The sequence below is a fragment of the Nocardia sp. PE-7 genome, from assembly GCF_030486425.1.
GTDB classification, from domain to species: Bacteria; Actinomycetota; Actinomycetes; order Mycobacteriales; family Mycobacteriaceae; genus Nocardia; species Nocardia salmonicida_A.
Map to the genome: position 1 here is coordinate 6883871 of NZ_CP129614.1, position 26913 is coordinate 6910783.

Annotated in this window: 21 protein-coding genes and 2 tRNA genes; 13 read left to right on the plus strand and 10 right to left on the minus strand. The window is 65.7% G+C overall.

The features are described 5' to 3' along the window. Nucleotides 1-34 precede the first annotated feature (34 nt). The 8 genes from QX204_RS32205 to rpmH form a co-directional block, all read right to left on the minus strand. Nucleotides 35-1075, minus strand: a complete 1041-nt coding sequence (locus tag QX204_RS32205; RefSeq protein WP_301904219.1) for a ParB/RepB/Spo0J family partition protein — start codon at nucleotides 1073-1075, stop codon at nucleotides 35-37. Between the two features lie 34 nt (nucleotides 1076-1109). Then, a complete protein-coding gene (locus QX204_RS32210) occupies nucleotides 1110-2105 on the minus strand; it encodes a ParA family protein (RefSeq protein ID WP_301904220.1) in 996 nt (331 codons plus the stop codon). A 2762-nt stretch (nucleotides 2106-4867) separates the two neighbouring features. After that, a complete protein-coding gene (gene rsmG / locus QX204_RS32215; RefSeq protein WP_301904221.1) occupies nucleotides 4868-5614 on the minus strand; it encodes a 16S rRNA (guanine(527)-N(7))-methyltransferase RsmG in 747 nt (248 codons plus the stop codon). Between the two features lie 86 nt (nucleotides 5615-5700). Continuing rightward, the gene (locus tag QX204_RS32220; protein ID WP_301904222.1) at nucleotides 5701-6237 is read right to left on the minus strand and encodes a Jag family protein; all 537 of its coding nucleotides are present in this window, start codon (nucleotides 6235-6237) and stop codon (nucleotides 5701-5703) included. A gap of 25 nt (nucleotides 6238-6262) precedes the next feature. Then, a complete protein-coding gene (yidC, locus tag QX204_RS32225) occupies nucleotides 6263-7342 on the minus strand; it encodes a membrane protein insertase YidC (protein ID WP_301904223.1) in 1080 nt (359 codons plus the stop codon). 4 nt (nucleotides 7343-7346) lie between these two features. Beyond that, nucleotides 7347-7646: a membrane protein insertion efficiency factor YidD gene (yidD, locus tag QX204_RS32230; protein ID WP_301904224.1), complete on the minus strand. Its 300-nt coding sequence runs from the start codon at nucleotides 7644-7646 to the stop codon at nucleotides 7347-7349. Next, complete coding sequence (gene rnpA, locus QX204_RS32235; protein ID WP_301904225.1) at nucleotides 7646-8062, minus strand: ribonuclease P protein component; 417 nt, start codon at nucleotides 8060-8062, stop codon at nucleotides 7646-7648. The genes yidD and rnpA overlap by 1 nt, the downstream gene beginning before the upstream one ends. A gap of 22 nt (nucleotides 8063-8084) precedes the next feature. Continuing rightward, nucleotides 8085-8228 (minus strand): 50S ribosomal protein L34, encoded by a 144-nt coding sequence (rpmH, locus tag QX204_RS32240; RefSeq protein WP_082843828.1) that lies wholly within the window; start codon nucleotides 8226-8228, stop codon nucleotides 8085-8087. Between the two features lie 649 nt (nucleotides 8229-8877). On the opposite strand from rpmH, the gene dnaA reads away from it, so the two are divergent. The 11 genes from dnaA to QX204_RS32295 all read left to right on the plus strand — a co-directional run bounded on the left by dnaA (nucleotide 8878) and on the right by QX204_RS32295 (nucleotide 22384). After that, on the plus strand, nucleotides 8878-11142 hold the full coding sequence (gene dnaA, locus QX204_RS32245) for a chromosomal replication initiator protein DnaA (RefSeq protein WP_301904226.1): 2265 nt from the start codon (nucleotides 8878-8880) through the stop codon (nucleotides 11140-11142). A gap of 787 nt (nucleotides 11143-11929) precedes the next feature. Then, nucleotides 11930-13105 carry a DNA polymerase III subunit beta gene (gene dnaN, locus QX204_RS32250; protein WP_301904227.1) on the plus strand — a complete coding sequence of 392 codons (1176 nt, stop codon included), beginning with the start codon at nucleotides 11930-11932 and terminating at the stop codon, nucleotides 13103-13105. Nucleotides 13106-13129: 24 nt separating this feature from the next. Continuing rightward, nucleotides 13130-14332, plus strand: a complete 1203-nt coding sequence (gene recF, locus QX204_RS32255; protein WP_301904228.1) for a DNA replication/repair protein RecF — start codon at nucleotides 13130-13132, stop codon at nucleotides 14330-14332. 132 nt (nucleotides 14333-14464) lie between these two features. Then, nucleotides 14465-15001: a DUF721 family protein gene (locus QX204_RS32260; RefSeq protein ID WP_301904229.1), complete on the plus strand. Its 537-nt coding sequence runs from the start codon at nucleotides 14465-14467 to the stop codon at nucleotides 14999-15001. Between the two features lie 408 nt (nucleotides 15002-15409). Continuing rightward, a complete protein-coding gene (gyrB, locus tag QX204_RS32265; RefSeq protein ID WP_301904230.1) occupies nucleotides 15410-17443 on the plus strand; it encodes a DNA topoisomerase (ATP-hydrolyzing) subunit B in 2034 nt (677 codons plus the stop codon). A 58-nt stretch (nucleotides 17444-17501) separates the two neighbouring features. Continuing rightward, nucleotides 17502-20009, plus strand: coding sequence for a DNA gyrase subunit A (gene gyrA, locus QX204_RS32270; RefSeq protein WP_301904231.1), 2508 nt, complete (start codon nucleotides 17502-17504; stop codon nucleotides 20007-20009). Between the two features lie 42 nt (nucleotides 20010-20051). Beyond that, the gene (locus QX204_RS32275; protein WP_301904232.1) at nucleotides 20052-21029 is read left to right on the plus strand and encodes a DUF3566 domain-containing protein; all 978 of its coding nucleotides are present in this window, start codon (nucleotides 20052-20054) and stop codon (nucleotides 21027-21029) included. Nucleotides 21030-21163: 134 nt separating this feature from the next. Then, nucleotides 21164-21237 (plus strand) — tRNA-Ile (locus tag QX204_RS32280). 29 nt (nucleotides 21238-21266) lie between these two features. Further along, the gene (locus QX204_RS32285; RefSeq protein ID WP_214516728.1) at nucleotides 21267-21374 is read left to right on the plus strand and encodes a DLW-39 family protein; all 108 of its coding nucleotides are present in this window, start codon (nucleotides 21267-21269) and stop codon (nucleotides 21372-21374) included. A 32-nt stretch (nucleotides 21375-21406) separates the two neighbouring features. Beyond that, nucleotides 21407-21479: transfer RNA gene (locus QX204_RS32290), tRNA-Ala, on the plus strand. A 5-nt stretch (nucleotides 21480-21484) separates the two neighbouring features. Continuing rightward, nucleotides 21485-22384 carry an acyl-CoA dehydrogenase family protein gene (locus QX204_RS32295; protein WP_301904233.1) on the plus strand — a complete coding sequence of 300 codons (900 nt, stop codon included), beginning with the start codon at nucleotides 21485-21487 and terminating at the stop codon, nucleotides 22382-22384. Here the strand turns inward: QX204_RS32295 and QX204_RS32300 are convergent, their stop codons facing one another. After that, a complete protein-coding gene (locus QX204_RS32300) occupies nucleotides 22385-23968 on the minus strand; it encodes a serine hydrolase (protein WP_301904235.1) in 1584 nt (527 codons plus the stop codon). 606 nt (nucleotides 23969-24574) lie between these two features. Between QX204_RS32300 and QX204_RS32305 the strand changes: the two genes are divergently transcribed. Both QX204_RS32305 and QX204_RS32310 read left to right on the plus strand, forming a co-directional pair. Further along, complete coding sequence (locus QX204_RS32305; RefSeq protein ID WP_301904236.1) at nucleotides 24575-25573, plus strand: efflux ABC transporter ATPase subunit, DrrA-related; 999 nt, start codon at nucleotides 24575-24577, stop codon at nucleotides 25571-25573. Nucleotides 25574-25632: 59 nt separating this feature from the next. Further along, on the plus strand, nucleotides 25633-26427 hold the full coding sequence (locus tag QX204_RS32310) for an ABC transporter permease (RefSeq protein WP_301908188.1): 795 nt from the start codon (nucleotides 25633-25635) through the stop codon (nucleotides 26425-26427). A gap of 110 nt (nucleotides 26428-26537) precedes the next feature. On the opposite strand, the gene QX204_RS32315 is transcribed toward QX204_RS32310, so the two are convergent. After that, complete coding sequence (locus QX204_RS32315) at nucleotides 26538-26831, minus strand: hypothetical protein (protein WP_301904237.1); 294 nt, start codon at nucleotides 26829-26831, stop codon at nucleotides 26538-26540. Nucleotides 26832-26913 lie beyond the last annotated feature (82 nt).

Consider the following 26913-nt stretch of genomic DNA (forward strand, 5'->3'; position numbering starts at 1 on the left):
CATCACTATCCACAGTACGTGCCGCCTCTTTCAGTCACAGTGACGTTTCGGGGCCGACTTGCTCCATCAGCGCCACGATGCGCTCAAGGTCTTCGACGGACCCGAACTCGACAACGATTTTGCCCTTACGTTTGCCGAGGCTCACTGTGACCCGAGTGTCGTAGGAACCCGACAGCCGCTCGGCCACTTCTTGTAGACCCGGCATGTGGATCGGCTTGCGCTTCGGCGCCGGGGGAGCGGTCTCCGTGGGATTGCGGTTGGCGAGCGTCACCGCTTCCTCGGTGGCTCGAACCGACAAACCCTCGGCGACGATCCGCGCCGCCAATACTTCCTGTGCGTCCGCGCCGGCATCCAAGCCGAGCAGCGCCCTGGCGTGTCCAGCCGAGAGCACCCCGGCGGCCACCCGACGCTGCACGGGAATCGGCAGCTTCAGCAGACGAATCATATTCGTCACCACCGGTCGCGAGCGACCGATTCGTGAAGCCAATTCCTCGTGGGTGACATCGAATTCCTCGAGCAGCTGCTGATAGGCCGCCGCCTCCTCGAGGGGGTTCAGCTGCACCCGGTGGATGTTCTCCAGGAGTGCGTCGCGCAGCATCGAGCCGTCGTCGGTGTCGCGGATGATCGCCGGGATCGTGGCGAGTCCGGCCTCTTGGCACGCGCGCCAGCGGCGCTCGCCCATGACCAACTGGAACTTGTCGACGCCTGGTTCGACGCGGCGCACGACGATCGGCTGCATGAGACCGAACTCGCGAATCGAGTGCACCAGCTCGGCGAGAGCGTCTTCCTCGAAGACCTGACGCGGCTGCTTCGGGTTCGGCTCGATCAGCTCCGCGGGGACCTCGCGATACACCGCGCCGCCGGGGGAGACCAGATCGGATTCAGCAGGCTCGGGCTCGGCCTCCGGCTCCGCGTCCGGGACACGATGCAGGAATGCCTCGGCCGGTTGCGGGCCGATCGGATTGATCCCGATCACGCTCGCCGCGGCACTGCTCAAGCCCGGCGCCACGGCCGGACCCGTCGGGATCAATGCGGCCAACCCGCGACCGAGACCGCCTTTTTTCGCCTGACTCATCGGCTACCGATCCCTTTCTCGTTCCAACTCACGCTTAAGACGCGTCTTGCTTCAGCTGCGCACGAGCGGCGAGCTCGCGCCCCGCGTCCATGTAGCTCATCGCACCGCGCGAGCCTGGATCGTAATCCAACACGGTCATCCCGTAGCCCGGCGCCTCCGAGACCTTCACGCTGCGCGGGATCATCGACTTGAGGACCACATCGCCGAAGTGGTTGCGGACCTCCTCGGCCACCTGGTCCGCCAGCTTGGTGCGGCCGTCGTACATCGTCAGCAGGACGGTCGACACATGTAGTTCCGGGTTGAGGTGCGCCTGGACCAAACCGATGTTCCGCAGCAACTGACCCACGCCTTCGAGCGCGTAGTACTCGCACTGGATCGGGATCAGCACCTCCTTGGCCGCCACGAGCGCGTTCACCGTGAGCAGGCCCAGCGAGGGCGGGCAGTCGATCAGCACGTAATCGATGTCGAAGCCGACCATGCCCGCCTCGCGAATCGCGGTCTTCAGCCGACCTTCCCTGGCGACCATCGAGACCAGTTCGATCTCGGCGCCGGCCAGGTCGATCGTGGCCGGAACACACAGCAGGCGTTCGCTGTGCGGGCTCACCTGGATCGCGTCCTTGACCGTCACCTCGCCGATCAACAGCTCGTAGCTGGACGGCACACCCGAGTTGTGCGCGACGCCCAGCGCCGTACTCGCGTTGCCCTGCGGATCAAGATCGACCACGAGGACCGTCATTCCCTGGTGCGCTAGCGCCGCAGCGAGATTGACCGTCGTAGTCGTCTTACCGACGCCGCCCTTCTGGTTGGCGATAGTGATGATCCGTTGCTCGCGAGGTTTCGGCACATTGACCTTTCCTGGATGCAGAATCTGGCTGGCGCGTTGCGCTTCCGCCGCGATCGGGGTCTCGGCCGGGGAGATGTGCCCGAAAGGAGTATTCCCGAACGTCTCCGCGTCGAAGCTGCTGGAGTCCAGCATCCCCGGGACCCGCGACGTTGTTTCCCGTGAAACATTCGCCGGACCGCTCGACATAGATTGCTCCTAACCCGAGAAACTTCAGATCACGTATCCCCGACGAGCGTCGGCGCCGTGTCGTCACAAACAAACTGTGTCGGTGGAGAACTCGAAGACTCGAGGAGGGTGGCTCACTCCCGCCCGACTCTGACAGCTTGCCAGCCCTAAGACAGTTAGGAAAGCTGAATCGCGGCACGCCGACAAGGACACACCCAATACCCACAAATTAGAACCCGCGATCAATGTTTCACGGGAAACAGTGGGGGAGTGGGCACCACACCCCGACAACCGTTGGGCGCCGCGACACCTAAGTCGACCTCGCCCGAACAGCTCCCCCGCCAGCCCGTCCCGCCCGCCCCGGCGGCCCGCGAAATCCGTCCGGGTCCACACGCCAACTTCACTTCGACACCCGGGCCTCACGCTCCCAACCCACTCCCAACCCCCACCTCACGAACCGCACCCGACTCCCTCCCAACCAGACGGGCGCATCAGACCAGGGGGTCGGTCCGCAGGAAATCGCAACACTGCAACATCGCCACATTCGCCTCCCCAGCAGGAGCAAGCCCGCCGAGTTGTCCATTCGCCCCGCAGCAGGAGCGAGCCCGCCGAGTTAGCTCTGACTCCGGTCCGCTCTCCGGAATTTAACTGCCGCCCCTTGCCTTCCCCGAACCAAGCTCCTGAGCGAGACCGCCGCGGCTGCCACGCACGATTCGTCGCGGTGCTGGATGCTGAGGTGGGTCCGCACAGGCCGACGCTGCCGGCATCCCGCCGGGACGGATCCGGCCACCGACCCCGACCTCCCACACGTCCAACCACACACGTACCGCCTCCCAGCGCCACGCCGTACCTAACCAAAAACCACCGCCCTCCCACACTCCCAGCCGCACCGCACCCCAAACGGGGCGGGGCTGTGCGTCGCCAGGTCCACCTGCTCGACGCACCGCACGGAGGTCCCGGCGAGTCCGTCGCACCGAGCCACGTGCCCGTGCTGGTACCCAATCCCTTCCCCCCCGCTAATCCCGAACCAAGCCCTCCCGCACGCCCAACACAACGCGCACCGCCCTCCTCCCAGCGCCACGCCGTACCTACCAAAGACCACCACCTCCTGCACTCCCGGCCTCACTCCACCACCAGTCCAAACCCTCCCACGCTCCCAGCCGCGCTGGGCCAAAGCCTTAAATCTTCTCGCACTTTCAGCCGCGCTCCCAGCCTCACCGAGGCAAGGCAGATGCCCACCCCACTCCAGCGCCCCGCAGGTACACACCAAAGTCCGCCGCCCTCCCGCACTCCCAGCCACCCGGCGCTCCCCAGTTCCGCCATGACCGCACTCCCAACCCCGCACCCGCGACCCCTAGGGAGCGGCGGCCACGAAGTGGCCGGTCCGCGGCCGGGTCGCCGGTTAGCGCTCGAAGCGCATGCGCCGCAGGCGCGAGTCTCGAGCGCTAACCGGCGGCCCCTCAGGGCCGCGGACACGCGCGCGCCAGCGCGCCAAAAACACAGCGTCAAACAGCCCGGGACTACAGAACACCCAATCCCAGCCACCATCACCCCCGCACTCCCCACCCCAAGTCCAGCCGAGAACCCCTCAGCCCCAGCCCACCAACCCCGCCAACACTCGCCTTCCAACACCGCCCACCGAGCACAGTCACCCACTCAAACGGGCGCAGTGCTCGCGTCATCGCCGACGAACACAGTCACCAACTCCCGACCGGCGCAGTGCTCGCGTGGGCACCGAACACAGTCACCAAAGTCCCGACAGGCGCAGTGCTCGCGTCGTCACCGAACACAGTCACCCACTCGCGACGGGGCCTAACGCTCGACGTGGGCACCGAACTACCACCGCGCAAAATCGGCGCGACGATCCCGCTCCCACAATCACCACATACCACCCGCACGCAGATCCCTATGCCACACACGGTGATCACCGAAGGGGCTCAGCCACATCCCGAGACCGCTTCGCTGACATCCGACCTCCGAGCTTCCGCCCCGCCTCACACCCGGACCGGCTACCCCCGACAGCCGCCAGACTTCCTCTCACACCGAACTCCACTCGACCACCATGACCGCACTAGACGAGCGAACCAACTGCCGCCGAGAACACCCGAGGCCGCACAACTCCCCATCGGACACCAACACCCAAACCGAACTGAAAGTGCGAACTATCGGGCCACCTAAGGGCTGGCCCTTCTAACAACGGGCGGGCGAAGCCGCGCGCAACGAGTGCCCGAAGAACAGGTGGAGCTCCGGGCCCACGATGCGTTCGTCAGCCTCGTGCACATGGAACACACTCACCCACGACAGTCTCCATCCCGGAACTGCCACACAACAGACGGGCACATTCCGCCCTGGACTCCGCCGAAGCTCACCCCACCCGACAGACCTCACCCGACGATCACCCTCACCAGCGAGCTGAAGATTCGATCCCACAGGACACCAACGCAACTCACCACACAACGCTAAGACTGTCGCTCAGCTCTCTTCACGCCTAACAGGTCCGCTGACTCACTCAACTATCAAAAGCATCTCGATGCGAACAGAACGAGCGAGCAATTCCACCACGAGGACACCTGGCGAACTCCGCACAACGATCACGAAGTTCGATCAGCAACGAAGCCAGGGGGAGCATCGCGTTCCACGTGAAACACTTCCGCTCCACGAACCCGGCACCCCTCCGCAACGATCAAAAATAGACCCGCCACCACCCCATGCAACAACCCTCGGCAAGTTTCGTCACGTTACGAAACGCACAAACCCGCTAGGCGAAAAAAGTTCCAACCCGATCAGGATTCGCGACGCTTCCGAGCCTTCTTCTCCACCCCGGCAGCCTTCCGTTCACTACGACGAGTCGGACGCTCGGCACGGGGGAGCAGCTCGGCACTGATGACAAGCGTAGGGATTTCCACGATGCCGGCACCACACCCGACAACACGAAGATCAGTAGCTCCGTCGCGAATCAACTCTGCACCATCGCGCTCGAGTTCTTCGGCGGCACTGGTTCCTTTGAGAGCGAGCATGCGTCCGTGGTCGCGAAGGAGGGGGAGCGACCAGTGCGCAAGTTTGGCGAGAGGAGCCACCGCGCGCGACGTGACAACATCCGCACCGCCCGCTTCCTTGAGTACGCCGGACTGCTCGGCACGACCGCGAACCACCGTGACATCCAGCCCGGCTTCCTCGATGAACTCACTCAGGAAAATGGTCCGCCGCAGCAGCGGCTCCACGAGGGTGATGCGAAGGTCGGGCCGGGCGATCGCGAGGGGGATTCCGGGAAGCCCGGCGCCGCTGCCGATGTCGACAACCGAGGCGCCCTCATCGATCAGCTCGCCGATGACGGCACAGTTGAGGATGTGGCGCTCCCACAGCCGGGGAACCTCACGGGGACCGATGAGACCACGTTCCACACCGGCGGTCGCCAGCGCCGCATAGTACCGGCGGGCGATGTCCAAGCGGTCGCCGAACACTCGGGCTGCGGCGGCGGGCGGTTCCTGCTCGTCGGACGGCGCACCCAAATCTCGTTCCACGTGAAACATCCTTCTCCGTTGAGGGCAAATGAAAAAGCCCCCGGTCCGAGACCGGAGGCCTAATCACATCGTTCGTGGTTGCGGCGGAAGTCAGCCTACTCGGGCACTACCACCACGTGACGATTCGGCTCGACGCCTTCGCTCTCGCTCGCCACACCCTCGATATCGGCAACAGCATCGTGCACGATCTTGCGCTCGAACGGAGTCATCGCGGACAGCGCCTCGGGCGCTCCCGACTCGAGCACCCGCTTCGCGGCTGCGACGCCGATCTCGCTCAGATCGGCCCGGCGCTGCGCCCGCCAGCCGGCCACATCGAGCATCAGCCGGCTACGCACGCCGGTCGCCTGCTGCACGGCGAGCCGGGTCAGCTCCTGCAGCGCGTCGAGCACTTCACCATTGCGCCCGACGAGCTTGGTCAGATCGCGACCCCCGTCGATGCTCACGATGGCGCGGTCGCCCTCGACGTCGAGGTCGATATCGCCGTCGAAGTCGAGCACATCGAGTAGCTGCTCGAGGTAGTCGCCCGCGATCTCGCCCTCTTCGATCAACGCTTCTTCGGCGTCGTTCACGACGTCAACAGCACTCGTCGCCACAGTGGCGTCCCCTCCGTCGGTCTCGGTCTCAACAGTCATTGGATTCCCTCTATCCGATCGCGTCTCAGCGCTTACGCTTCTGGTTCGCACGGCCACGGTTACCCGGCCGCTGCTGCCCGCCGGGCCTGCGCTTGCCGCCGCCCTGCTTGGCCGACTGTTTGGGGGCGGTGCCGTTGGTCGCCGCGGTGCCGTTCGTCGACGACTCGTCCGCGGCCGGGGCGTCCTGCTTCTTGCGGACGTCGACCGGCTTGACACCGGGCTTGGGTGCGTTCTGCGCCCGCAGCTCCAGCTTCTTCTGCTTACGCTCTTCCTCTTCCTTTTCCATCCGGCCGAACACCAGGTGCTGCTGTCCGTAAGTCCAGATGTTGTTGGCCACCCAGTAGAGCAGGATGCCGATCATCAGGAAGGGGCCACCGACCATCACGCCGAGCGGGAAGACCCACAGCGACAGCTTGTTCATGATGGCGGCCTGCGGGTTGGCGGCAGCTTCTGGCGTCTGCCGCTGAACCGAGGCACGAGCGTTGAAGTGAGTCGCCAGACCCGCGATGATCATCAGCGGGATGGCGACGAGCGCGATGCTCATCTTGGTCGGGGTACCGCCCCAGTCCGCGAAGGCTTCGAGCTGCTCGGGAGGCGCGGTGATGAACGCCGCGATCGGCGCACCGAAGATGCGGGCAGTCAGGAAGGACTGGACGTCGGTCGCGCTGAAGATGTAGTTCGCGGTGTGCGCGTTGTCGTAGTTCGACATCCCGATCTGGCCCCAGCCGGTGCCCGTCCGGTTGAACGAGCGCAGCACGTGGAACAGACCGAGGAAGACCGGCACCTGTACCAGGACCGGCAAACAACCCATGAGCGGGTTGAAGCCGTGCTCCTTCTGGAGCTTCTGCATCTCCTTCGCCATGGTCTCGCGGTCGTTCTTGTACTTCTTCTGCAGCTCCTTGATCTGGGGCTGCAGCTCCTGCATCTGCTTGGTGGTGCGCACCTGCTTCACGAACGGCTTGTACAGCACCAGCCGGAGCGTGAAGACCAGGAACACCACGGCAAGGCTCCACGTGAGCCCGCTGTCGGCACCGAACACAAAGCCGAAGGCCTTGTGCCAGAACCACAGAATTGCGGATACCGGCCAATAGATGATGTCGAGCACGGCTCTAGGTACTCCCGTCGTTCGTATCGCCGATCAGCGCGGGCGATGACTGTGTGCAGGCTTTCGACCCGCGCTCAGGCACGGGATCCCACCCTCCAGGGTGCCAGGGCGCGCATTTCGCGAGCCGCACGACCGTCAACGCCGATCCGACGACCAGCCCGCGGGTACGCAAGGCAGTCACCGCGTACTCACTGCAGGTGGGGGTGAACCGGCAGATCGGCATCCGGGTGGGGGAGACATAGGTCCGGTACAGCTCGATCAGCGAGATCAAGGCTTTCGCGGGTAGGCGGGTGAGGGTCCTCATCACCGTTCACCGGCCGGGGTGCGACCGAGCGCGAGCTCCGGTTCCCCGCGCAAGCCGAGCTTGCGCAGGCCGGTGCGCAGCTGGCGCAGCAACTCGGCGGAATCAGCGGTAGCGGCGCCGGGCAGGGCCCTGATCACGACGTCGGTGCCGACCGGCAGTTCGTCGACCACCTGGGCGCACATATGACGCAGGCGGCGGGCCACCCGGTGGCGAACCACCGCGTTACCCACCGCCTTGCTGACAATCAGCCCGAACCGAGGACCGCCTACGCGGACCAGGGAATCGCCGTCGGCGACATCGTCGTACCCGTGCGTTAGCGCGTGTACGACGAGATCTCGCCTCCCGATTCGCTGACCGCGGCGCACCGTGCGGGAGAATTCGGCACGGTGGTGCAACCGATACGGCTCAGGCAACACCCGAGCGTCCGACTACGCGCGATCAGGCAGTCAGTTCGGTACGGCCCTTGCGGCGACGCGCCGCGACGATGGCGCGACCCGCACGGGTCCGCATCCGGAGACGGAAGCCGTGGACGCGCGCCCGACGACGGTTGTTCGGCTGGAACGTCCGCTTGCCCTTGGCCACGGTCAACACTCCTGTAGTAGGTGGGCACCATTCGGCGCCCGAAGTCTGTACAAATGATTTGTCTGCGCTGCGGACCGCGGTCTACGCACAGATTGCCTTGGCGATCGATGTGCAGCAGACAGCCGCCAACCGCGCCAAGGGGTGACTGTACGAGGGTACTTACCCCGAAGGAACGGGTCAAACTCGGCCCCCACGTACCTGTCACCGGCACGGGTCAAGGCTACCGGACTCCCGAATGGACCAGGGGATCGGCCCGACCAGGCACGACACGCCCGGGCTACAGTGACGCATCCGGCCACTTTTCGTGAGTTCTTCCACACCCCTGGCGTTGCGTGACGCGGCCAGCTAACCTCTGTAGCCGGGGGATTGCTGAAGAACCGCAGGTCCAGCCCCATTCACTGCCACACGCTGGCAGAATTCCTTTATCCCCAGGTTTGTCCACATCTGTGGATAATTATGTGGACAGACGGCCGCAGTGGCATATTCGTAGGGCCGTCGGTGCCCGCGCCGCAGTCCGGAATCACCGGACCACAGCGTTCGAACCGGCTTCGGTTGTACGCAGGATCACTGGAATACACCTGTTCACGGGTGGTTTCCGGCGTGCGCGAAGGCCGTGGGCCCCAACAAACCGGTCCGGGGAGGACGCTGTATGGACGACGAGCAGAACGTGCTGGCCACAGTGTGGCCGGAGGTGGTTGCCGAACTCACCACCGGCTCGGCCGACGGCGCCATCCCCGCGGTGAGTCGCGCACAGCAGGCCTGGTTGAAGCTGGTGAAGCCGCTCACCGTCGCGCAGGGTTTCGCGTTGCTGTCGGTTCCGTCGTCGCTGGCACAGGAGGCGATCGAGCGTGATCTGCGCGAGCCGATCCTGCGATCGCTCGCCCGCCGATTGGGTCCCCAGGTGGAAGGACTCGGCGTGCGCATCGCCGCGCCGAGCCCGGCCGCGGGGGAGCGGGCCGGTAGTTCGCCTCGGCACGCCAGGATGACGAGCAGGCCGGAACGTCCGCGCGAGCAGGTCCGTCCGCCCGCCGGTTATCCCGGTCCCGATTTCAGTGTTCCCGACTACGCCGCCCGCGGCGAGTACGGCAGGCCGCGCTACGGCGCGGGCGAGTACCCCGTCCAGGGCGGCGAGTACGGCAACGACTATCAGTCCTCGCCCGACTATCCGGCCAATGGTGAGTACCCGAACAGCTACGGCGGCCGTGAGTACCCCGGGCAGGCCGGCGAGTACGGCGAGCGCAACGACTACGCGGGGCACCGCGAGTACCCGATCGAACCGGAGTACCAGCAGCAACAGCCCGAATACCAGCAGGCACCGGCCGAATTCAGCCAACCGTCGGAGTACAAGCAGGCCCCGTCGGAATACGGCCAGCAGTCCGAATACCAGCAGGCGCCCTCGGAGTACGGCCAGCAGCCGGAGTACAAGCAGCCACCCTCCGACTACTCCCAGCAACCCGAGTACCAGGGTGAACGCAACGAGTTCCCCGGCACCGATTTCGAGCCGACCGTGGCGTACCCGACACCCGACTACCCCGGCGGCGAGTTCGGCGGCCGCGGTGAGTTCCGTGGTGCGCGTCCGGACCAGCGTGTCCCCGAGACCGCACCGCCCGCACGCCGTGAGCAGGCCTCAGCGCCGCGCCGCGACCACTCCGGGCAGGAGTCGCTGTTCACTCCCGAGCCGCCTGCGCAGCGCGCGCCCAACCGCAGGCCGTCCGAGGAGCCCACACCGGCCCGCGCCGAGGAGTCCAGCAACGAGGGCCAGGACAAGCCGTTCCCCGGCCAGCCCGGCGCCCAGCCGGTCGACGACGAACCGGTGGTCAGCAACCGCAACAACTGGCCGACCTACTTCAACAAGTCGCCCGAGGCGCCGCCGCAGTCGTCCTCGTCGGCCAGTCTCAATGCCAAGTACACGTTCGAGACCTTCGTCATCGGCGCGTCCAACCGGTTCGCGCACGCGGCCGCGGTCGCCATCGCGGAGGCGCCGGCACGCGCCTACAACCCGCTGTTCGTCTGGGGCGCTTCGGGATTGGGCAAAACCCATCTGCTGCACGCGGCGGGTCACTACGCGCAGCGACTGTTTCCCGGCATGCGGGTGAAGTACGTCTCCACCGAGGAATTCACCAACGACTTCATCAACAGCCTGCGCGACGACCGCAAGGTCGCGTTCAAGCGGCGCTACCGCGAGACCGACATCCTGCTGGTGGACGACATCCAGTTCATCGAGGGCAAGGAAGGCATCCAGGAGGAGTTCTTCCACACCTTCAACACCCTGCACAACGCGAACAAGCAGATCGTGGTGTCCTCGGATCGCCCGCCCAAGCAGCTGGCCACCCTGGAGGAACGGCTGCGGACCCGCTTCGAGTGGGGCCTGATCACCGATGTGCAGCCCCCTGAGCTGGAGACTCGCATCGCGATCCTGCGTAAGAAGGCGCGGATGGACCGGCTCGATGTGCCGCACGACGTGCTCGAACTGATCGCCAGCCGGGTGGAGCGCAATATCCGCGAGCTCGAGGGCGCGCTGATCCGGGTGACGGCCTTCGCCTCGCTCAACGGTCAGCCGCTCGACCTCTCGCTGGCCGAGGTGGTGCTGCGCGACCTGATGCCCGACACCGCGGCCCTGGAGATCAACGCGGCGACGATCATGGCCGTCACCGCCGAGTACTTCAACACCACGCTCGAAGAGCTCACCGGGCCGGGTAAGGCGCGTCCGCTCGCGCAAGCCCGCCAGATCGCGATGTACCTGTGCCGTGAGCTCACCGATCTGTCGCTGCCCAAGATCGGGCAGGCGTTCGGTCGCGACCACACCACGGTGATGTACGCGGAGAAAAAAGTGCGCAAGGAGATGACTGAGCGCCGTCGCGTCTACGACCAGGTCCAAGAACTCACAGCCCGAATTAAACAGCGCTCCCGCTGATTTCATCCCCAACCCCGAACACCGCCCTGACCTGGGGCGGTGTTCTTTTTTGCCCTGTGGATTCCTCGAGGAATTCCTGTGGACTCCTCGAGGAATCCACACCTTTGTGCACCGGTCGGTGCACAGGGTGTTGGGCACGGGTGTGCAGCGTTCATGCACAGGCAGTTGTCCACATCATCCACAAGACGCTCCACTAACACCTGTGCACTAGCGGTGACCTGCGATGTCACCGAATCCGGCCTGTGGATTCCTCGAGGAGTCCCTGTGGAGTCCTCGAGGAATCCCCACCGTTGCCACCAGGCTGGCCCGATGTGTGAACAACTGGGTGAATCCGGTGGAACAACTCGAGGACAACTCGAGGATGGAATGGGGACAACTCCGCCCCTCCACAGCCACCGCCGATTCATCCTCGAGTCACCCCAAGGCCATCCCCATGCCACCAAGCGCTCTGACCTGCGGATTCGATCGAAATCCACAGATTCCACAGTGCCTACTACTACTTCAGTTCTCCTTCTAGAGAGAACTCTTTTAAAACAGGGTGTGTGGAAACTCGGTTGGGGAGGCTCGGCTTCGTCGGTTGTCCACTCACAGGCGGGCAAGGAGGAGCACGGGTAGTTCGACGAACAGGAATCGACCGGGAGGGTCGATGCGGAGTTCGCGCGCTGCACGGGTACCGTTTGGTTGTCGGTCGGTTGTGCGAGACTCAGTGCGCGGCCGACACAGCAGTTCAACTCCGCTGACACACCCCCGCACACGGATTCGAAACTCGGAGAGGACAAATCGGGCGATGGAGCTTGCGAGCATGAAGTTTCGGGTCGCCCGAGAGGACTTCGCCGAATCGGTGGCCTGGGTGGCGCGCAGTCTCCCGTCCCGGCCTCCGGTGCCTGTTCTGGGCGGTGTGCTCCTGGTGGCCGACGAGAACGGCCTGACGGTCTCCGGGTTCGATTACGAGGTCTCCGCGCAGATGCGCGTCGCGGCCGAGGTCGCCGGTCCCGGTCAGGTGCTGGTCTCGGGTCGCCTGCTCGCCGACATCACCAAGTCGCTGTCGAACAAGCCGGTCGATGTCTCCGTCGACGGCACCCGCGTGCTCATCGCCTGTGGCAGCGCGAAGTTCTCCCTGCCGACCATGCCGGTCGAGGACTATCCCCAGCTGCCCGAGGTACCGCAGCAGACCGGTGAGGTCACCGTCGACGTGTTCGCCGAGGCCGTCGGCCAGGTCGCCGTCGCCGCCGGCCGTGACGACACGCTGCCGATGCTCACCGGCATCCGTGTCGAGATCGAGGGCAACGATGTGGTGCTCGCCGCCACCGACCGCTTCCGCCTCGCCGTGCGCCACCTGCAGTGGCAGCCGACCCGCTCCGATATCGAGACCGCGGTGCTCATCCCCGCGCGTACGCTGTCCGAGGCCGCCAAGACCCTCGGTGCGGCCGAGGCGCCGGTGCAGCTGTCGCTGGGCAGCGGCGGTGGCGCCGACGGCCTGCTCGGCATCGTCAACGGCGGCAGGCGCACCACCACCCGACTGCTCGACGCGGAATTCCCCAAGTTCCGCCAGTTGCTCCCCAAGGAGCACACCTCCATCGCCACCCTGCCCGTCGCCGTGCTGTCGGAGGCGATCAAGCGCGTCGCCCTGGTGGCCGAGCGCGGTGCCCAGGTGCGGCTCGAGTTCTCCACAGACGGCGTGCTGTTGTCAGCGGGTGGGGACGACGCGGGCCGGGCCGAGGAATGGCTGGAGGCGGATTTCCGTGGCGAACCGCTCACCATCGCGTTCAACCCCGGCTACCTGACCGAGGGCCTCGCCGCGCTGCACACCGACCGGGTCACCTTCGGGTTCACCACCCCCAGCCGTCCCGCCGTGCTGCTGCCCGCCTCCGACGAAGAGCCCAAGGTGCTCGAGTCGGGTGCGTTCGCGGCGCTGGAGAGCCAGTACATCTACCTGTTGATGCCGGTCCGGCTGCCCGGCTGAGCCGGCAGGCGCCGGTAAGCCCATATGTTCATTCGTGAGCTGTCGGTCCGTGATTTCCGTTCGTGGGAGCACGCCGACCTCGAGTTGTCCCCAGGGCGCACAGTGCTGCTGGGGGCAAACGGCAACGGCAAGACGAATCTGCTCGAGGCGGTCGGCTATCTGGCGACGCTCGGCTCGCACCGGGTCTCCGCCGACGCGCCACTGATCCGGATGGGCGCCACCCAGGCCAGGATCGGGGCCACCGTGGTGAACACCGGCCGGGAACTGCGCGTGGACGTGGAGCTCAAGGCGGGTAGTGCCAACCGCGCGCAGATCAACCGCTCGCCGGTGCGCCGCTCCCGCGAAATCCTGGGGATTCTGCACACCGTCTTGTTCGCGCCGGAGGATCTGGCGCTGGTGCGTGGGGATCCGGGGGAGCGGCGTCGGTTCCTCGACGAGTTGTCCACAGCCCGGTTGCCCAGGCTCGCCGGTGTCCGCGCCGACTACGACAAGGTGTTGCGCCAACGCTCGGCCCTGTTGAAAACCGCCGGGCGCCAATCGCGCTCGCGTTCCGATCTGAGCACACTGGACGTGTGGGACGGACACCTCGCCGACCACGCGGCGGTACTGCTCGCCGAACGGCTGCGCCTGGTACACGACCTGTATCCCCATCTGTCCCAGGCATATCGGTCGATCGCACCCGAATCACGTCCTGCCGCAATCACTTACCGCTCGGGGTATCTCCCGCCGGAACTGCTCGATCCGGCCAGGGCGCCGGAGGCCGGTGACGCGCAACTGCTGCACGAGATCATGCTGCGCGAGCTGGCCGCCGCACGGAACCGGGAGCTCGATCGCGGGGTCTGTCTGGTCGGCCCGCATCGCGACGATCTGGAGTTGCTGCTCGGCAGCGCGCCCGCGAAGGGCTTCGCCAGCCATGGTGAATCCTGGTCGTTCGCCCTCGCGCTGCGGTTGGCCTCGTTCGAGCTGTTGCGCAGCGAGGGTTCCGAACCGGTGCTGTTGCTCGACGACGTGTTCGCCGAACTCGATCGTCGTCGCCGCGCCGCGCTCGCGGAGGTGGCTTCGGGCGCCGAGCAGGTGTTGATCACGGCCGCGGTGGCCGAGGACGTGCCGTCGGAACTGGCCGCCGAACCGTTGCGTGTGCAAACGACCGGCGAAGCCGACCGACGTACCTCACAGATCGTCACCGAAGTCGTCGAACACGCCGAAGATATGCACAGATCGCGATAGTTATCCCCAGCCCCTGTGGAAAACCGGCAACATGCTGGACATATGCCGGATCGGTGCTCGACGAGCCAGTCGGCGCTCCGGCGTAGACTCCATCCACACTCGGCCACCCTCGACACCGGAAGGCGGAAACCCGTGCCGGAAGAACCCGCACCGGAGCTGCGCGGCATCGATCTGGCCCGTCGCGCGCTGGAGGAGGCGCGTGCCGCGGCCAAGGCGAGTGGCAAGTCCATCGGGCAGGGCAGGGCTTCGCCGGTACGCAAATTGCGGGCAGGCGGCAGGCGTCGCAGCGGTTGGTCCGGGGCGGGCCCCGATGCCCGCGATCCCCAGCTCCTCGGCGCGCTCAGCGGCTCGCTGGCGAAGAATCGTGGCTGGTCAGGCAAGGTAGCCGAGGGCACCGTCTTCGGCAGCTGGCCACGGGTGGTCGGCGAGGACATCGCCTCACACGCCACCCCGGTGACCCTAGAGGGCGGTGTGCTCAAGATCGCCGCGGAGTCCACCGCGTGGGCCACCCAGCTGCGCATGTTGCAGAGCCAGATCCTGGCCAAGATCAATGCCGCGGTCGGTCACGGCGTGGTCACCTCCCTGCGCATCACCGGCCCCGCCGCGCCGAGCTGGCGCAAGGGCGATCGACACATCAAGGGCCGTGGCCCGCGCGATACCTACGGGTAGCCGCGCGGTGACCGGGGCGAGATCCGTTGTGCCTGCCTCGCTCTCACGCCTCGAGTTGTGGACATGTGCACAACGCCTGTGGATAACTTTTACCCAGAGCGACATGCCGGATCTCGCACCACGTGACCATCGCCTCGGACGAGCCCGCCTATTCGCTCCCACGACCGTCAAAATCCCCGTAGAGGCGGAAATGTCTCGCGGTTGAGCGATTTCTTGCATTCACGGCGACGCCAGGGGTGTCGTAGGTGCACTGTAAGTTGGGCTTACCAGTAGGATGGTGACGTAACCAGCGGCGAACCTTCGGCGCGTGCTGTGCAGTCCGTGATATCTGATGGCTCCTTCCGAGCCGTGCGCGTGCTGCCCGGATCGCTGCGCCAGGGATCAGCAAGTAAGGAGAGCTACCGAGAAGTGGCTGCCAACGACTCCAACGCATCGGGCAACAATTCAGGCTACGGTGCCTCTTCCATCACGGTCCTCGAAGGCCTCGAGGCGGTGCGCAAGCGCCCTGGCATGTACATCGGGTCCACCGGTGAACGCGGTCTGCACCACCTCATCTGGGAGGTTGTGGACAACTCGGTCGATGAGGCGATGGCCGGCTACGCGACCAAGGTCGAGGTGACCCTGCTCGCCGACGGCGGCGTCGAGGTGATCGACGACGGTCGTGGCATCCCGGTCGGGATGCACGCGCAGGGCGTGCCGACGATCGAGGTCGTCATGACCCAGCTGCACGCCGGTGGCAAGTTCGACTCCGACTCCTACGCGGTGTCGGGTGGTCTGCACGGTGTCGGTATCTCGGTGGTGAACGCGCTCTCGACCAAGGTCGAGGTCGAGATCGACGTCGACGGCTACCACTGGACCCAGACCTACAAGGACGCCAAGCCCGGCAAGCTCGCGCAGGGCGAGGCGACCAAGGCCACCGGCACCACGGTGCGGTTCTGGGCCGACCCGGACATCTTCGAGACCACCACCTACAACTTCGAGACCGTGGCGCGGCGCCTGCAGGAGATGGCCTTCCTGAACAAGGGCCTCACCATCAAGCTCACCGATGAGCGGGTCGCCGTGGGCGACGTCCTCGACGAGGTGGTCAGTGAGACCGCCGAGGCGCCCAAGGACGCCGAGGTGGTCGCCGCGGAAGCGGCCGAGCACAAGGTGAAGACCCGCACCTACCACTACCCGGGCGGCCTGGTGGACTTCGTCCGCCACATCAACCGCACCAAGTCGGCCATCCACAACTCGGTCGTCGGCTACACGGTCAAGGGCACCGGCCACGAGCTCGAGGTCGCGATGCAGTGGAACTCGGGTTACTCCGAGTCGGTCCACACCTTCGCCAACACGATCAACACCCATGAGGGCGGCACCCACGAAGAGGGCTTCCGCGCGGCGCTCACCACGGTGGTCAACAAGTACGCCAAGGAGAAGAAGCTCCTCAAGGAGAAGGACGGCAACCTCACCGGCGACGACATCCGCGAGGGCCTGGCCGCCATCGTGAGCGTCAAGGTCGGCGAGCCGCAGTTCGAGGGCCAGACCAAGACCAAGCTGGGCAACACCGAGGTCAAGTCGTTCGTGCAGCGCGCCTGCAACGAGCACCTGCAGCACTGGTTCGAGGCCAACCCGGCCGACGCGAAGACCATCGTGCAGAAGGCGGTGTCCTCGGCGCAGGCCCGGATGGCCGCCCGTAAGGCGCGTGAGCTGGTGCGTCGCAAGTCGGCGACCGACCTGGGCGGACTGCCGGGCAAGCTGGCCGACTGCCGGTCGAAGGATCCGGGCAAGTGTGAGATCTACATCGTCGAGGGCGACTCCGCCGGTGGTTCGGCGAAGTCGGGCCGCGACTCGATGTACCAGGCGATCCTGCCGCTGCGCGGCAAGATCATCAACGTCGAGAAGGCCCGCATCGACCGCGTCCTCAAGAACAACGAGGTCCAGTCGATCATCACCGCGTTCGGCACCGGTATCCACGACGAGTTCGATATCGCCAAGCTGCGCTACAACAAGATCATCCTGATGGCCGACGCCGACGTGGACGGTCAGCACATCGCGACGCTGCTGCTCACGCTGCTGTTCCGCTTCATGCGTCCGCTGGTCGAGCACGGTCACGTGTACCTGGCCCAGCCGCCGCTGTACAAGCTCAAGTGGATGCGTTCGGACCCGGAGTTCGCCTACTCCGACCGTGAGCGCGACGCGCTGGTCGAGGCCGGTCTCGCCGCGGGCAAGAAGATCAACAAGGACGACGGCATCCAGCGCTACAAGGGTCTGGGCGAGATGAACGCCAAGGAGCTGTGGGAAACCACGATGGACCCCGCGGTTCGGGTACTTCGTCAGGTGACGCTCGACGACGCGGCCGCGGCCGACGAGCTGTTCTCCGTGCTGATGGGCGAGGACGTGGAGGCACGTCGCAGCTTCATCACCCGCAATGCCAAGGACGTCCGTTTCCTCGATGTGTAAGCGGCGCAGCGCCTGATGGGCGCGCCCGCTCGCATGTCGGCCCCTCGAAGGAGATTTGATGACTGAGACCACGCTGCCACCGTCCGGCGGTGCGGGCGACCGGACCGAACCGGTCGATATCCAGACCGAAATGCAGAACAGCTACATCGACTACGCCATGAGCGTGATCGTGGGCCGCGCGCTGCCCGACGTGCGCGACGGCCTCAAGCCGGTGCACCGGCGCGTGCTCTACGCGATGTACGACAACGGCTACCGCCCCGATCGCGGCTATGTGAAGTCCGCGCGTCCGGTCGCCGAGACCATGGGTAACTACCACCCGCACGGCGACTCGTCGATCTACGACACCCTCGTGCGCATGGCCCAGCCGTGGTCGCTGCGCTACCCGATGGTCGACGGCCAGGGCAACTTCGGTTCCCGCGGCAACGACGGCGCGGCCGCCATGCGGTACACCGAGTGCCGTCTGACCCCGCTCGCGATGGAGATGCTGCGCGATATCGACCAGGAGACGGTCGATTTCGTTCCGAACTACGACGGTCGCTCGCAGGAGCCGACCGTGCTGCCCGCGCGGGTGCCCGCCCTGCTGATGAACGGCAGCAACGGCATCGCGGTCGGTATGGCGACCAACATCCCGCCGCACAACCTCAACGAGCTGGCCGAGGCTATCTACTGGGCGTTGGAGAACTACGAGGCCGACGAGGAATCCACCCTCGCCGCCTGCATGGAACGGGTCAAGGGCCCCGACTTCCCGACCCACGGCCTGATCGTCGGCGGCCAGGGCATCCACGACGCCTACACCACCGGTCGCGGTTCCATCCGCATGCGCGGTGTGGTGGAGATCGAGGAAGACGCGCGTGGTCGCACCACGATCGTCATCACCGAGCTGCCGTACCAGGTCAACACCGACAACTTCGTCAACTCCATCGCCGAGCAGGTGAAGGACGCGAAGATCGCGGGTATCTCCGATATCCACGACGAGTCCTCCGACCGTGTCGGCATGCGCATCGTGGTCACGGTCAAGCGTGACGCGGTGGCGAAGGTGGTGCTGAACAACCTCTACAAGCACACCCAGCTGCAGACCAGCTTCGGCGCGAACATGCTCTCGATCGTCGATGGCGTGCCGCGTACCCTGCGCCTGGACCAGATGATTCGCTACTACGTGAATCACGAGCTCGAGGTCATCGTCCGGCGCACCCGCTACCTGCTGCGCAAGGCCGAGGAGCGGGCCCACATCCTGCGCGGCCTGGTCAAGGCCCTCGACATGCTCGACCAGGTCATCGCGTTGATCCGCGGCGCGGCCAACACCGATACCGCGCGCACCGGCCTGATGCAGCTGCTCGACATCGACGAGATCCAGTCGACCGCCATCCTCGACATGCAGCTGCGTCGGCTGTCGGCCCTGGAACGTCAGCGCATCATCGACGATCTGGCCAAGATCGAGATCGAGATCGCCGACTACAAGGACATTCTCGAAAAGCCCGAGCGCCAGCGCGCGATCGTGCGCGACGAGCTGGCCGAGATCGTCGAGAAGTACGGCGACGACCGTCGGACCAGGATCATCGCCGCCGACGGTGACGTCGCCGACGAGGACCTGATCGCGCGCGAGGACGTGGTGGTCACGATCACCGAGACCGGCTACGCCAAGCGCACCAAGACCGATCTCTACCGCTCGCAGAAGCGCGGCGGCAAGGGCGTCATGGGCGCTGGTCTCAAGCAGGACGACATCGTCAAGCACTTCTTCGTGTCATCCACGCACGACTGGCTGCTGTTCTTCACCAACAAGGGTCGCGTCTACCGGGCCAAGGCCTACGAGCTGCCCGAGGCCAACCGGACCGCGCGTGGACAGCACGTGGCCAACCTGCTGGCCTTCCAGCCGGATGAGAAGATCGCCCAGATCATCCAGCTCAAGACCTACGAGGACGCTCCGTACCTCGTGCTCGCGACACGCGCGGGCCTGGTGAAGAAGTCCAAACTCACAGACTTCGACTCCAACCGCTCCGGCGGCATCGTCGCGGTGAACCTGCGCGACGACGACGAATTGGTCGGTGCGGTGCTGTGCTCGTCCGACGACGACCTGCTCCTGGTCTCGGCGCACGGCCAGTCGATCCGCTTCGCCGCCACCGATGAGGCCCTGCGTCCGATGGGTCGGGCCACCTCCGGCGTGCAGGGCATGCGCTTCAACACCGACGACGAATTGCTCTCGCTCAACGTGGTGCGTCTGGAGACGTATCTGCTTGTCGCGACGGCTGGTGGGTATGCCAAGCGCACGGCGATCGAGGAGTACACAGCCCAGGGTCGGGGCGGAAAAGGCGTATTGACAATCCAGTACGACCCGAAACGTGGCAGCCTGGTGGGTGCGCTCATCGTCGACGACGAGGACGAGCTGTACGCGATCACTTCCAGTGGTGGCGTCATCCGCACCGCGGCCAAGCAGGTTCGTAAGGCCGGACGCCAGACCAAGGGCGTGCGATTGATGAACCTCGCGGATGGCGATACCTTGCTAGCGATCGCGCGCAACGCCGACGAGCCCGATCCCGATCAGCTCCTCGGCGACGTGGCTTCGGAGTAACACACCAAATAGCGGCGGCAACGAACGGATCTGAGGATTCCATTGACCACACCGAATCAGTCGAACGACGATCGGAACCAGACCAACGGCGTCACCGAGCGAATCGCCACGTCTCCGATCCCGCCGCGGCCGATCCCACGCCAGGGCGGTCCGACCGAGGGCGCGGCGCCGGAATCCGGTGCGGCCGGTGCCGATTCGCTCGACGGTAAGGGCAGCAAATCCTCGCCCTACCAGGACGGGTGGGCTCAGCTGCCGCAGCGTGAACCGCAGTCGAACCTGTACCGGCCCGGCGAAGCGCCGAGCCAGGGCCGGCCCTCGTCCGGGGCGGCGGCAGGCGGGCTCAAGGGCAGCGGTGCGTCCAACGCGCGCACCACCGCTGACCTGGCGGCCAAGGCGGCCCGCAAAGAAGCGGCGATGGTGAAGTCCGTCGGTATCGACGGGCCGACCCGCAGTATCGCGCGTCCGGAACTGGTCAAGGACATGCCCGACCTGTCCGACGTGCGCCACCCGGCGCCCGAGGCGCCGGTGGCGCCGCCGCCGGGGCTACCGATGGCCCCGCAGCCCCAGCAGCACTACAACCAGGGGCCGAGTGCGCGGGCAGCCGCGGCGGGCACGGTCTCGCCCGCGGTACCGGTGGCCATCGCGGCCGCCGCGTCGGGTGAGCCCCTACGCGCGACGGTGCAGATCCGCCGGATCGACCCCTGGTCGACCCTGAAGATCACGCTGGTGATCAGCGTCGCACTGTTCTTCGTGTGGATGCTGGCCGTCGGCCTGCTCTACATCGTCCTGGCCGGCATGGGCGTCTGGGACAACCTGGACAACTCGCTGGGCGAGATGCTGAACCCGGAGGGCAACTCGTCGAGCCTGATCGACGCGGGCACGGTGTTCGGCTACGCGGGTGTGATCGGCCTGATCAACGTGGTGCTGTTCACCGCGCTGGCCACTGTCGGCGTGTTCATCTACAACCAGTGCTGCGATCTGGTCGGCGGCATCCAGGTAACCCTGGCTGATCCCGACTAGAACTGGGTTTTCCCGAACGGCCGGTCGGCTCAGGAAACTGGGCCTGACCGGCCGTTTTGGTTATCGGCAGCCAGGTAAGGTAACCTCGTTTCTCGTTGCGGTTCACTGCTCCGGCAGGGGATCGAAATGAGTTCGGGCCTATAGCTCAGGCGGTTAGAGCGCTTCGCTGATAACGAAGAGGTCGGAGGTTCAAGTCCTCCTAGGCCCACTCCCGAACAGCACAGTAGGGTGGGAATCATGAAGATTGTCCTCATGGTCGGTGTTGTGATCGCCGTTCTCATCGGTGTCAACAAATTCCGCAAGCGCGACGACGCAGACCTCTGGCGCGAGGTCACCACCCGCTGATTTCGGGTTGCCAACTGGTCAGCGACCAGTAAGGGGCCTTAGCTCAATTGGCAGAGCACTGCCTTTGCAAGGCAGGGGTTAGGGGTTCGATTCCCCTAGGCTCCACATCTGTGAATTCCTCGGTATTCGATTTTCTCCTCACCGCCACCCCCGTCGACTCGGTTTCGACTGACTTCGCGGCGGAATGGGCACGTCACCGCGCCCGGTCCCACGATTTCGCGAATTCCATCGACCGCGCGGCGATCGCCGGATTCGACAGTGCAGGCACAGGTCCCGCGTTTCTCGGGGGATATCAGGAAGCGCTGCACGCGCTGGTGCCCTCGCTCGATCCCGCCGAGCTGTCCTCGATGTGCGCGACCGAAACCGCCGGTGCGCGGCCGTCGACGATGACCACCACGGTGGACGAGGACGGCGCCGTCAGCGGGACGAAATCCTTCGCGACGCTCGGTGCGTTCGCCGATCGGTTCCTGGTGATCGCCCGCTCCGGTACCCAGCCCGACGGCAGGCCGATCCTGCGAGCTGTGCTGGTGCCCGCCGGCGCCGCCGCCGCGGTGTCGCCGTTGCCCACGCTGCCGTTCGCGCCCGAGATCCCGCACGCGGAAGTCGCTTTCGATGCCGCGCCGGGCGAAGTGCTGCCCGGTGACGGCTACGCGGACTATCTGAAGCCGTTCCGGACGGTCGAGGACCTGCACGTGGTGGCCGCTGTGCTCGGTCAGCTGGTTCGGGTGGCCCGATTGTCACAGTGGCCCGCTGAGCCCGTAGAACAGCTGCTGGCGCTGTTTGCGGCGGTCCGTGGGGTCGGTGGCGAGGATCCGAGCTCGCCGGGTGTGCACATCGCGCTCGGCGGTCTCTTCGATCGGCTGACCGGCTTGCGTACCGAACTGGAGCCGCTGTGGGCGCCGGTGGACCCGGAAGTCAGGAAGCGCTGGGAGCGTGACGTTCCGCTGCTCGGGGTGGCGGGCAAGGTGCGGGCGGCGCGACTGGCGACGGCATGGCGCGCGCTCGCCTGATCAACCGCTTCTGGCGAAGGTGCCGAGGCCGTTCTCGTCGAAGTAGTCGATGGTCAGCCTGCCGTCGGTGAACCGCGCCGAGGAGAGGCTGCCGGGCGGTGCGTTCTCACCGCTCGGCTCGAAGGCGAAGGTGTCGCCCTCCCAGTGCCGGAGCGGGTACTCCTGCCGCGCGGGACCGATGGTGAGGACCAGGCCCGTCGGTGTCGCCGAGATCGTCGCGGGGCCCCAGTAATCGCTGTCGTAGGTGCCCGTGTAGGTCGACAGTGCTTGTGCGGGAGCCGGATCGGACGGGGCTGTCTTGCCGGACAGGTCGCCTTCCGGTGCGTCGGCCGCGGCGAACGCCTCGCGGTACAGCCCGCGCCAGTCCTCGCGCACCTCGCCGAACTGCACCAGATCGCCGAACTCGGCGGTCAGGGTCTCCGGGATGCCGAGCGGCGCCGCGTTCGTCAGCGCGACGATGGCCACGTCGGCGGAGGGGATCACCAGGAAGTTGGTCGCCGCGCCGAGGGCGAAGGCGCCGGAATGGCTGTTGGTGGTGCGACCCGCCGAGGAGACCGACACGTTGAAGCCGTATCCGTAGTTGCCTGCCCGCGCGGCGGGGGTCGTGGGCGGCGCCGAGACGATCTGGGGTGTGACGGCGGGCAGCAGGGCTTCGGGCGGGGCGATGGTGGTCGCGCCCGTCGTGCCGTCGCCGAGCAGCATCGTCAGCCAGCGAGCCATGTCGTTCACCGACGAGCTCGCACCGCCCGCGGGGGACTGGGGGTCGGGGTCGCGCACGTAGCGAGCGACCCATTCACCGTCGATGTTCACGTGCCCCACCGCGTGGTTGGGACGGGCACGGAAGTCGTCGAAGCGAGAGCTGGTGTCGCGCATGCCGAGCGGGGTGTAGAGGGCATCGGCCGACAGTTGGGCCCAGTCCTTTCTGGCCGCCGCGGCTACGGATTCCGCCGCGGCGGTGAGCCCGAAGTTGGTGTAGTGGTAGGTGATGCGGAACGGGTCGAGGGGCTCGAGACGCAGCTTGTCGAGGATCGCGGCCTGGTCGTAGCCGATGTCTTCGAGCCGATCTCCCGCGTGGTCGGGCAAGCCGCTGCGGTGCGCGAACAGGTCGCCGACGGTGACTTGGGCCGTGGTGGCGGGATCGGCCAGTGCGAACGACGGGAGGTGGGTGACCACCGGGGTCGTCCACTCGACCGTGTTCGCGCCGACCTGATTGGCTACCACGGTCGCGGCGAGCGACTTCGACACCGAGGCGAGTTGGAAGACGGTATCGGCGTCGATCTTGTCCGGGCCGCCTGCCTCGCGAACACCGAAACCCTTGGCGTACACGGTCTTTCCGCCGTGGACGACGGCCACTGCCATGCCGGGGATACCGCTGGAGTCCATCAGCGAGCCCGCCAGTTCGTCGAGGCGACCGATGGCCTTGTCTACCGCGTCGGCGGGCAGGGCGACACCGGCGACTTGATTCGGCGGGACCTCGGCGGAGGGCGTCGCGGCGGGGGGTTCGTCGTCGGTGGAACCGGTGCAGCCGACCAGGATCGTCATCGACAAGACGACCCCGGCGATCGCACCGCGACCAGGCACCATGGGCAGACGATAACCCTGGTAGCCGGGTGATCGCCGGAACGTGGCCGGACTGTAACGCTCGGCGTGTCGGTGCGCATCGGGTGGTCTGCCGAGCTGCGACCTTGCCGGAAAATGGGGAGCGGGCCTCGGCGAAGGGGGGGAGTTAGCCGAGGCCCGCGTAGGGTCGGCCCGGGGGGGAGGGGCCGACGTGAACGATCCTACGCGATACGCGCGGAATTGGTGTGCGCGCACCTGGCGAGTTGGCGAGATTTTCCGGGTGTCGGAGGGGGCATCGGTGGTGGTCCGGGGTGCGGTGTGGGGCCGATATGGGCGCTCGGTACCTGTCAGGTGTCTTACCGACAGCGGAATCGGCTGGTACGCAAGGTTTTACGGGGAATTGCCGGTGAACATGTTCTCGGGCCACGCCTGGCAACCACCCAGGGAACCGACGTATTCGTTCGTGCTCTGCGACAGAAAATCAGTCCGATTCGCCGCGTGTCGCATCGCGTCGGCATGTCGAACAAATGTGTACATGTGATGCGCGGGCCCGCTGAAATTTGGGATGCGACTTGTCGGTGGGTAGGGCAATACTGGGCAAAACATCGCCAACACGACTTCAGGAGAATCATGCCCGACGCAATCGTCGCCGAGGGTCTGGTCAAACGGTATGGGCAGCTCGTCGCCCTGGACGGACTCGACCTGTCCGTTCCGGAAGGTACCGTCACCGCGCTTCTCGGCCCCAACGGCGCGGGAAAGACCACGACTGTTCGCGTTCTCACCACTCTGCTGATCCCCGACGAGGGCACCGCCACCGTCGCGGGCATCGACGTGCTCAACGATCCACAGGCCCTGCGCTCGCGCATCGGCGCCTCCGGCCAGTATTCCGCGGTCGACGAATACCTCACCGGCTTCGAGAATCTCGAGATGGTCGGCAGGCTCTACCACCTCGGCACCCAGCGCAGTAAGGAACGGGCCCGCGAACTGCTCGACCGGTTCCGGCTCAGCGACGCCGCCGATCGCCCGGTCAAGGGCTACTCCGGCGGTATGCGCAGGCGCCTCGACCTGGCGGGCGCACTGGTGGCCAATCCGCCGGTGCTGTTCCTCGACGAGCCGACCACGGGTCTCGATCCGCGGGCCCGGCTCGATCTGTGGGATGTCATCGAGGAGCTCGTCGCAGGCGGCACCACACTGCTGCTCACCACCCAGTACATGGACGAGGCCGACCGCCTCGCCGATTCGATCGCGGTGATCGACCGCGGCAAGGTGATCGCGCGCGGCACGGCCGATGAACTCAAGGCCCTCGTCGGTGGCGACCGGATCGAGCTCACCGTCGGCGCCGTCGACCAACTGGCCGTCGCCCAGCAGGTGCTCAGTGGGCTCGCCGATGGCGAGATCCATCTCGAACCCGGCCTGCGCAAGCTCATCGTGCCGGTGGCCGATGGTTCGCAGGACCTGGTCACCGCCATCGGCAGGCTCACCGAGAACAAGGTGGACATCAACGATGTCGCACTACGCAGACCCTCGCTCGACGACGTCTTCCTGACGCTCACCGGGCACGAGGCCGAAGAACTCGTCAACGGTGATCGCGAGTCGGAGACCGTGGGCGCCGCGGAAGGAAAGAACTGATGAGCGTCGCACTCGACAAGACCGAGGTACACCGGCCCAGCCTCGGCGAACGACTGTCGATGGTGGTGAGCGACAGCGTCACCATCGCCAAACGCAATGTCATCAAGATCAAGCGCGTGCCCGACGTGCTGATCTTCACGACGATGTCGCCGATCATGTTCGTGCTGCTGTTCGCCTACATCTTCGGCTCAGCGATCAGTATTCCTGGCGTCGAAGGTGGTTACCGCGAATTCCTGATCGCAGGTATCTTCGCTCAGACAGTGGTTTTCGGCGCCACGTTCACCGGCGCAGGCTTGGCTGAGGATATGCAAAAAGGCATCATCGACCGGTTCCGGTCACTGCCGATGGCGCCTTCTGCGGTCTTGGTCGGCCGCACCGTCAGCGACGTGGTCATCAACATCGTCAGCCTGGTGGTGATGTCGTTGACAGGTCTAGTTGTCGGCTGGCGGATCCGTGGATCATTTTTCGATGCGGTGCTCGCGTACATGTTGATGCTGTTGTTCGCCTACGCACTGTCCTGGATGATGGCCGTGGTCGGCCTGCTGCTCCGCGCTCCTGAGGTGTTCAACAACGCCAGCTTCATGGTGATATTTCCGCTGACATTCGTATCGAACTTGTTCGTACCGCTGGAATCCTTGCCCACACCGCTGAGAGTGTTCGCGGAATGGAACCCCGTATCGGCACTGGCCCAAGCTGTACGCGAACTGTTCGGTAACACCAATCCGCTGGAACCGCCCTCGGAAGCGATACCGATGCAACACCCGGTGATCACAACGCTGGCCTGGGTCGTGGTGATCCTGCTCGTGTTCGTGCCTTTAGCTCAGATCCAGTACCGGAAATCGGTCAGTCGCTGATAGGCGGATCAGCGATAAGTCACTCCTCCGGGCGATAACGCCCAGCTTCTCCTGGCTGGAACCAGTCAGGAGAAGCTGGGCGCTGTCTGGCGAGATCGCCGATTGTTGACTCAGTAGTGCGGGTAGTCGGCTGGATATCCTGCGGTGCAGGCCACCTCTCCTACCGGTACCCAGCCCGCAGGAACGTTCGGAACAGATACGCCGTAGTAATAGGTTGTTCCATTCTGGGAGATAAGTTCATACCTATAGATGTAGCCCTCGTGAACTTCTTGGAAAGCCTGTTCTCCGCAATGCAGCGGAGTAGGGACATTGATAGCGGACGCTGTTCCCGCAAACGTTGCACCGACTCCAAGCACTACAGCGGCTGCGCCGATGATCGAGGCAATCCTATGGATTTTGTTCATGTCGTTCTCCTTGCCTTGAGCTGAGTGATAATAGCGACTATTTCAGGGCGCCCTCAGTTGAGCAATGGATGCTCAACTCCCA

Coding starts and splice junctions, on each gene's coding strand:
- QX204_RS32205 (WP_301904219.1), bottom strand. CDS start 1,075: ATGAGTCAGGCGAAAAAAGGCGGTCTCGGTCGCGGGTTGGCCGCATTG.
- QX204_RS32210 (WP_301904220.1), bottom strand. CDS start 2,105: ATGTCGAGCGGTCCGGCGAATGTTTCACGGGAAACAACGTCGCGGGTC.
- rsmG (WP_301904221.1), bottom strand. CDS start 5,614: ATGTTTCACGTGGAACGAGATTTGGGTGCGCCGTCCGACGAGCAGGAA.
- QX204_RS32220 (WP_301904222.1), bottom strand. CDS start 6,237: ATGACTGTTGAGACCGAGACCGACGGAGGGGACGCCACTGTGGCGACG.
- yidD (WP_301904224.1), bottom strand. CDS start 7,646: ATGAGGACCCTCACCCGCCTACCCGCGAAAGCCTTGATCTCGCTGATC.
- dnaA (WP_301904226.1), top strand. CDS start 8,878: ATGGACGACGAGCAGAACGTGCTGGCCACAGTGTGGCCGGAGGTGGTT.
- dnaN (WP_301904227.1), top strand. CDS start 11,930: ATGGAGCTTGCGAGCATGAAGTTTCGGGTCGCCCGAGAGGACTTCGCC.
- recF (WP_301904228.1), top strand. CDS start 13,130: ATGTTCATTCGTGAGCTGTCGGTCCGTGATTTCCGTTCGTGGGAGCAC.
- gyrA (WP_301904231.1), top strand. CDS start 17,502: ATGACTGAGACCACGCTGCCACCGTCCGGCGGTGCGGGCGACCGGACC.
- QX204_RS32285 (WP_214516728.1), top strand. CDS start 21,267: ATGAAGATTGTCCTCATGGTCGGTGTTGTGATCGCCGTTCTCATCGGT.
- QX204_RS32300 (WP_301904235.1), bottom strand. CDS start 23,968: ATGGTGCCTGGTCGCGGTGCGATCGCCGGGGTCGTCTTGTCGATGACG.
- QX204_RS32305 (WP_301904236.1), top strand. CDS start 24,575: ATGCCCGACGCAATCGTCGCCGAGGGTCTGGTCAAACGGTATGGGCAG.
- QX204_RS32310 (WP_301908188.1), top strand. CDS start 25,633: ATGGTGGTGAGCGACAGCGTCACCATCGCCAAACGCAATGTCATCAAG.
- QX204_RS32315 (WP_301904237.1), bottom strand. CDS start 26,831: ATGAACAAAATCCATAGGATTGCCTCGATCATCGGCGCAGCCGCTGTA.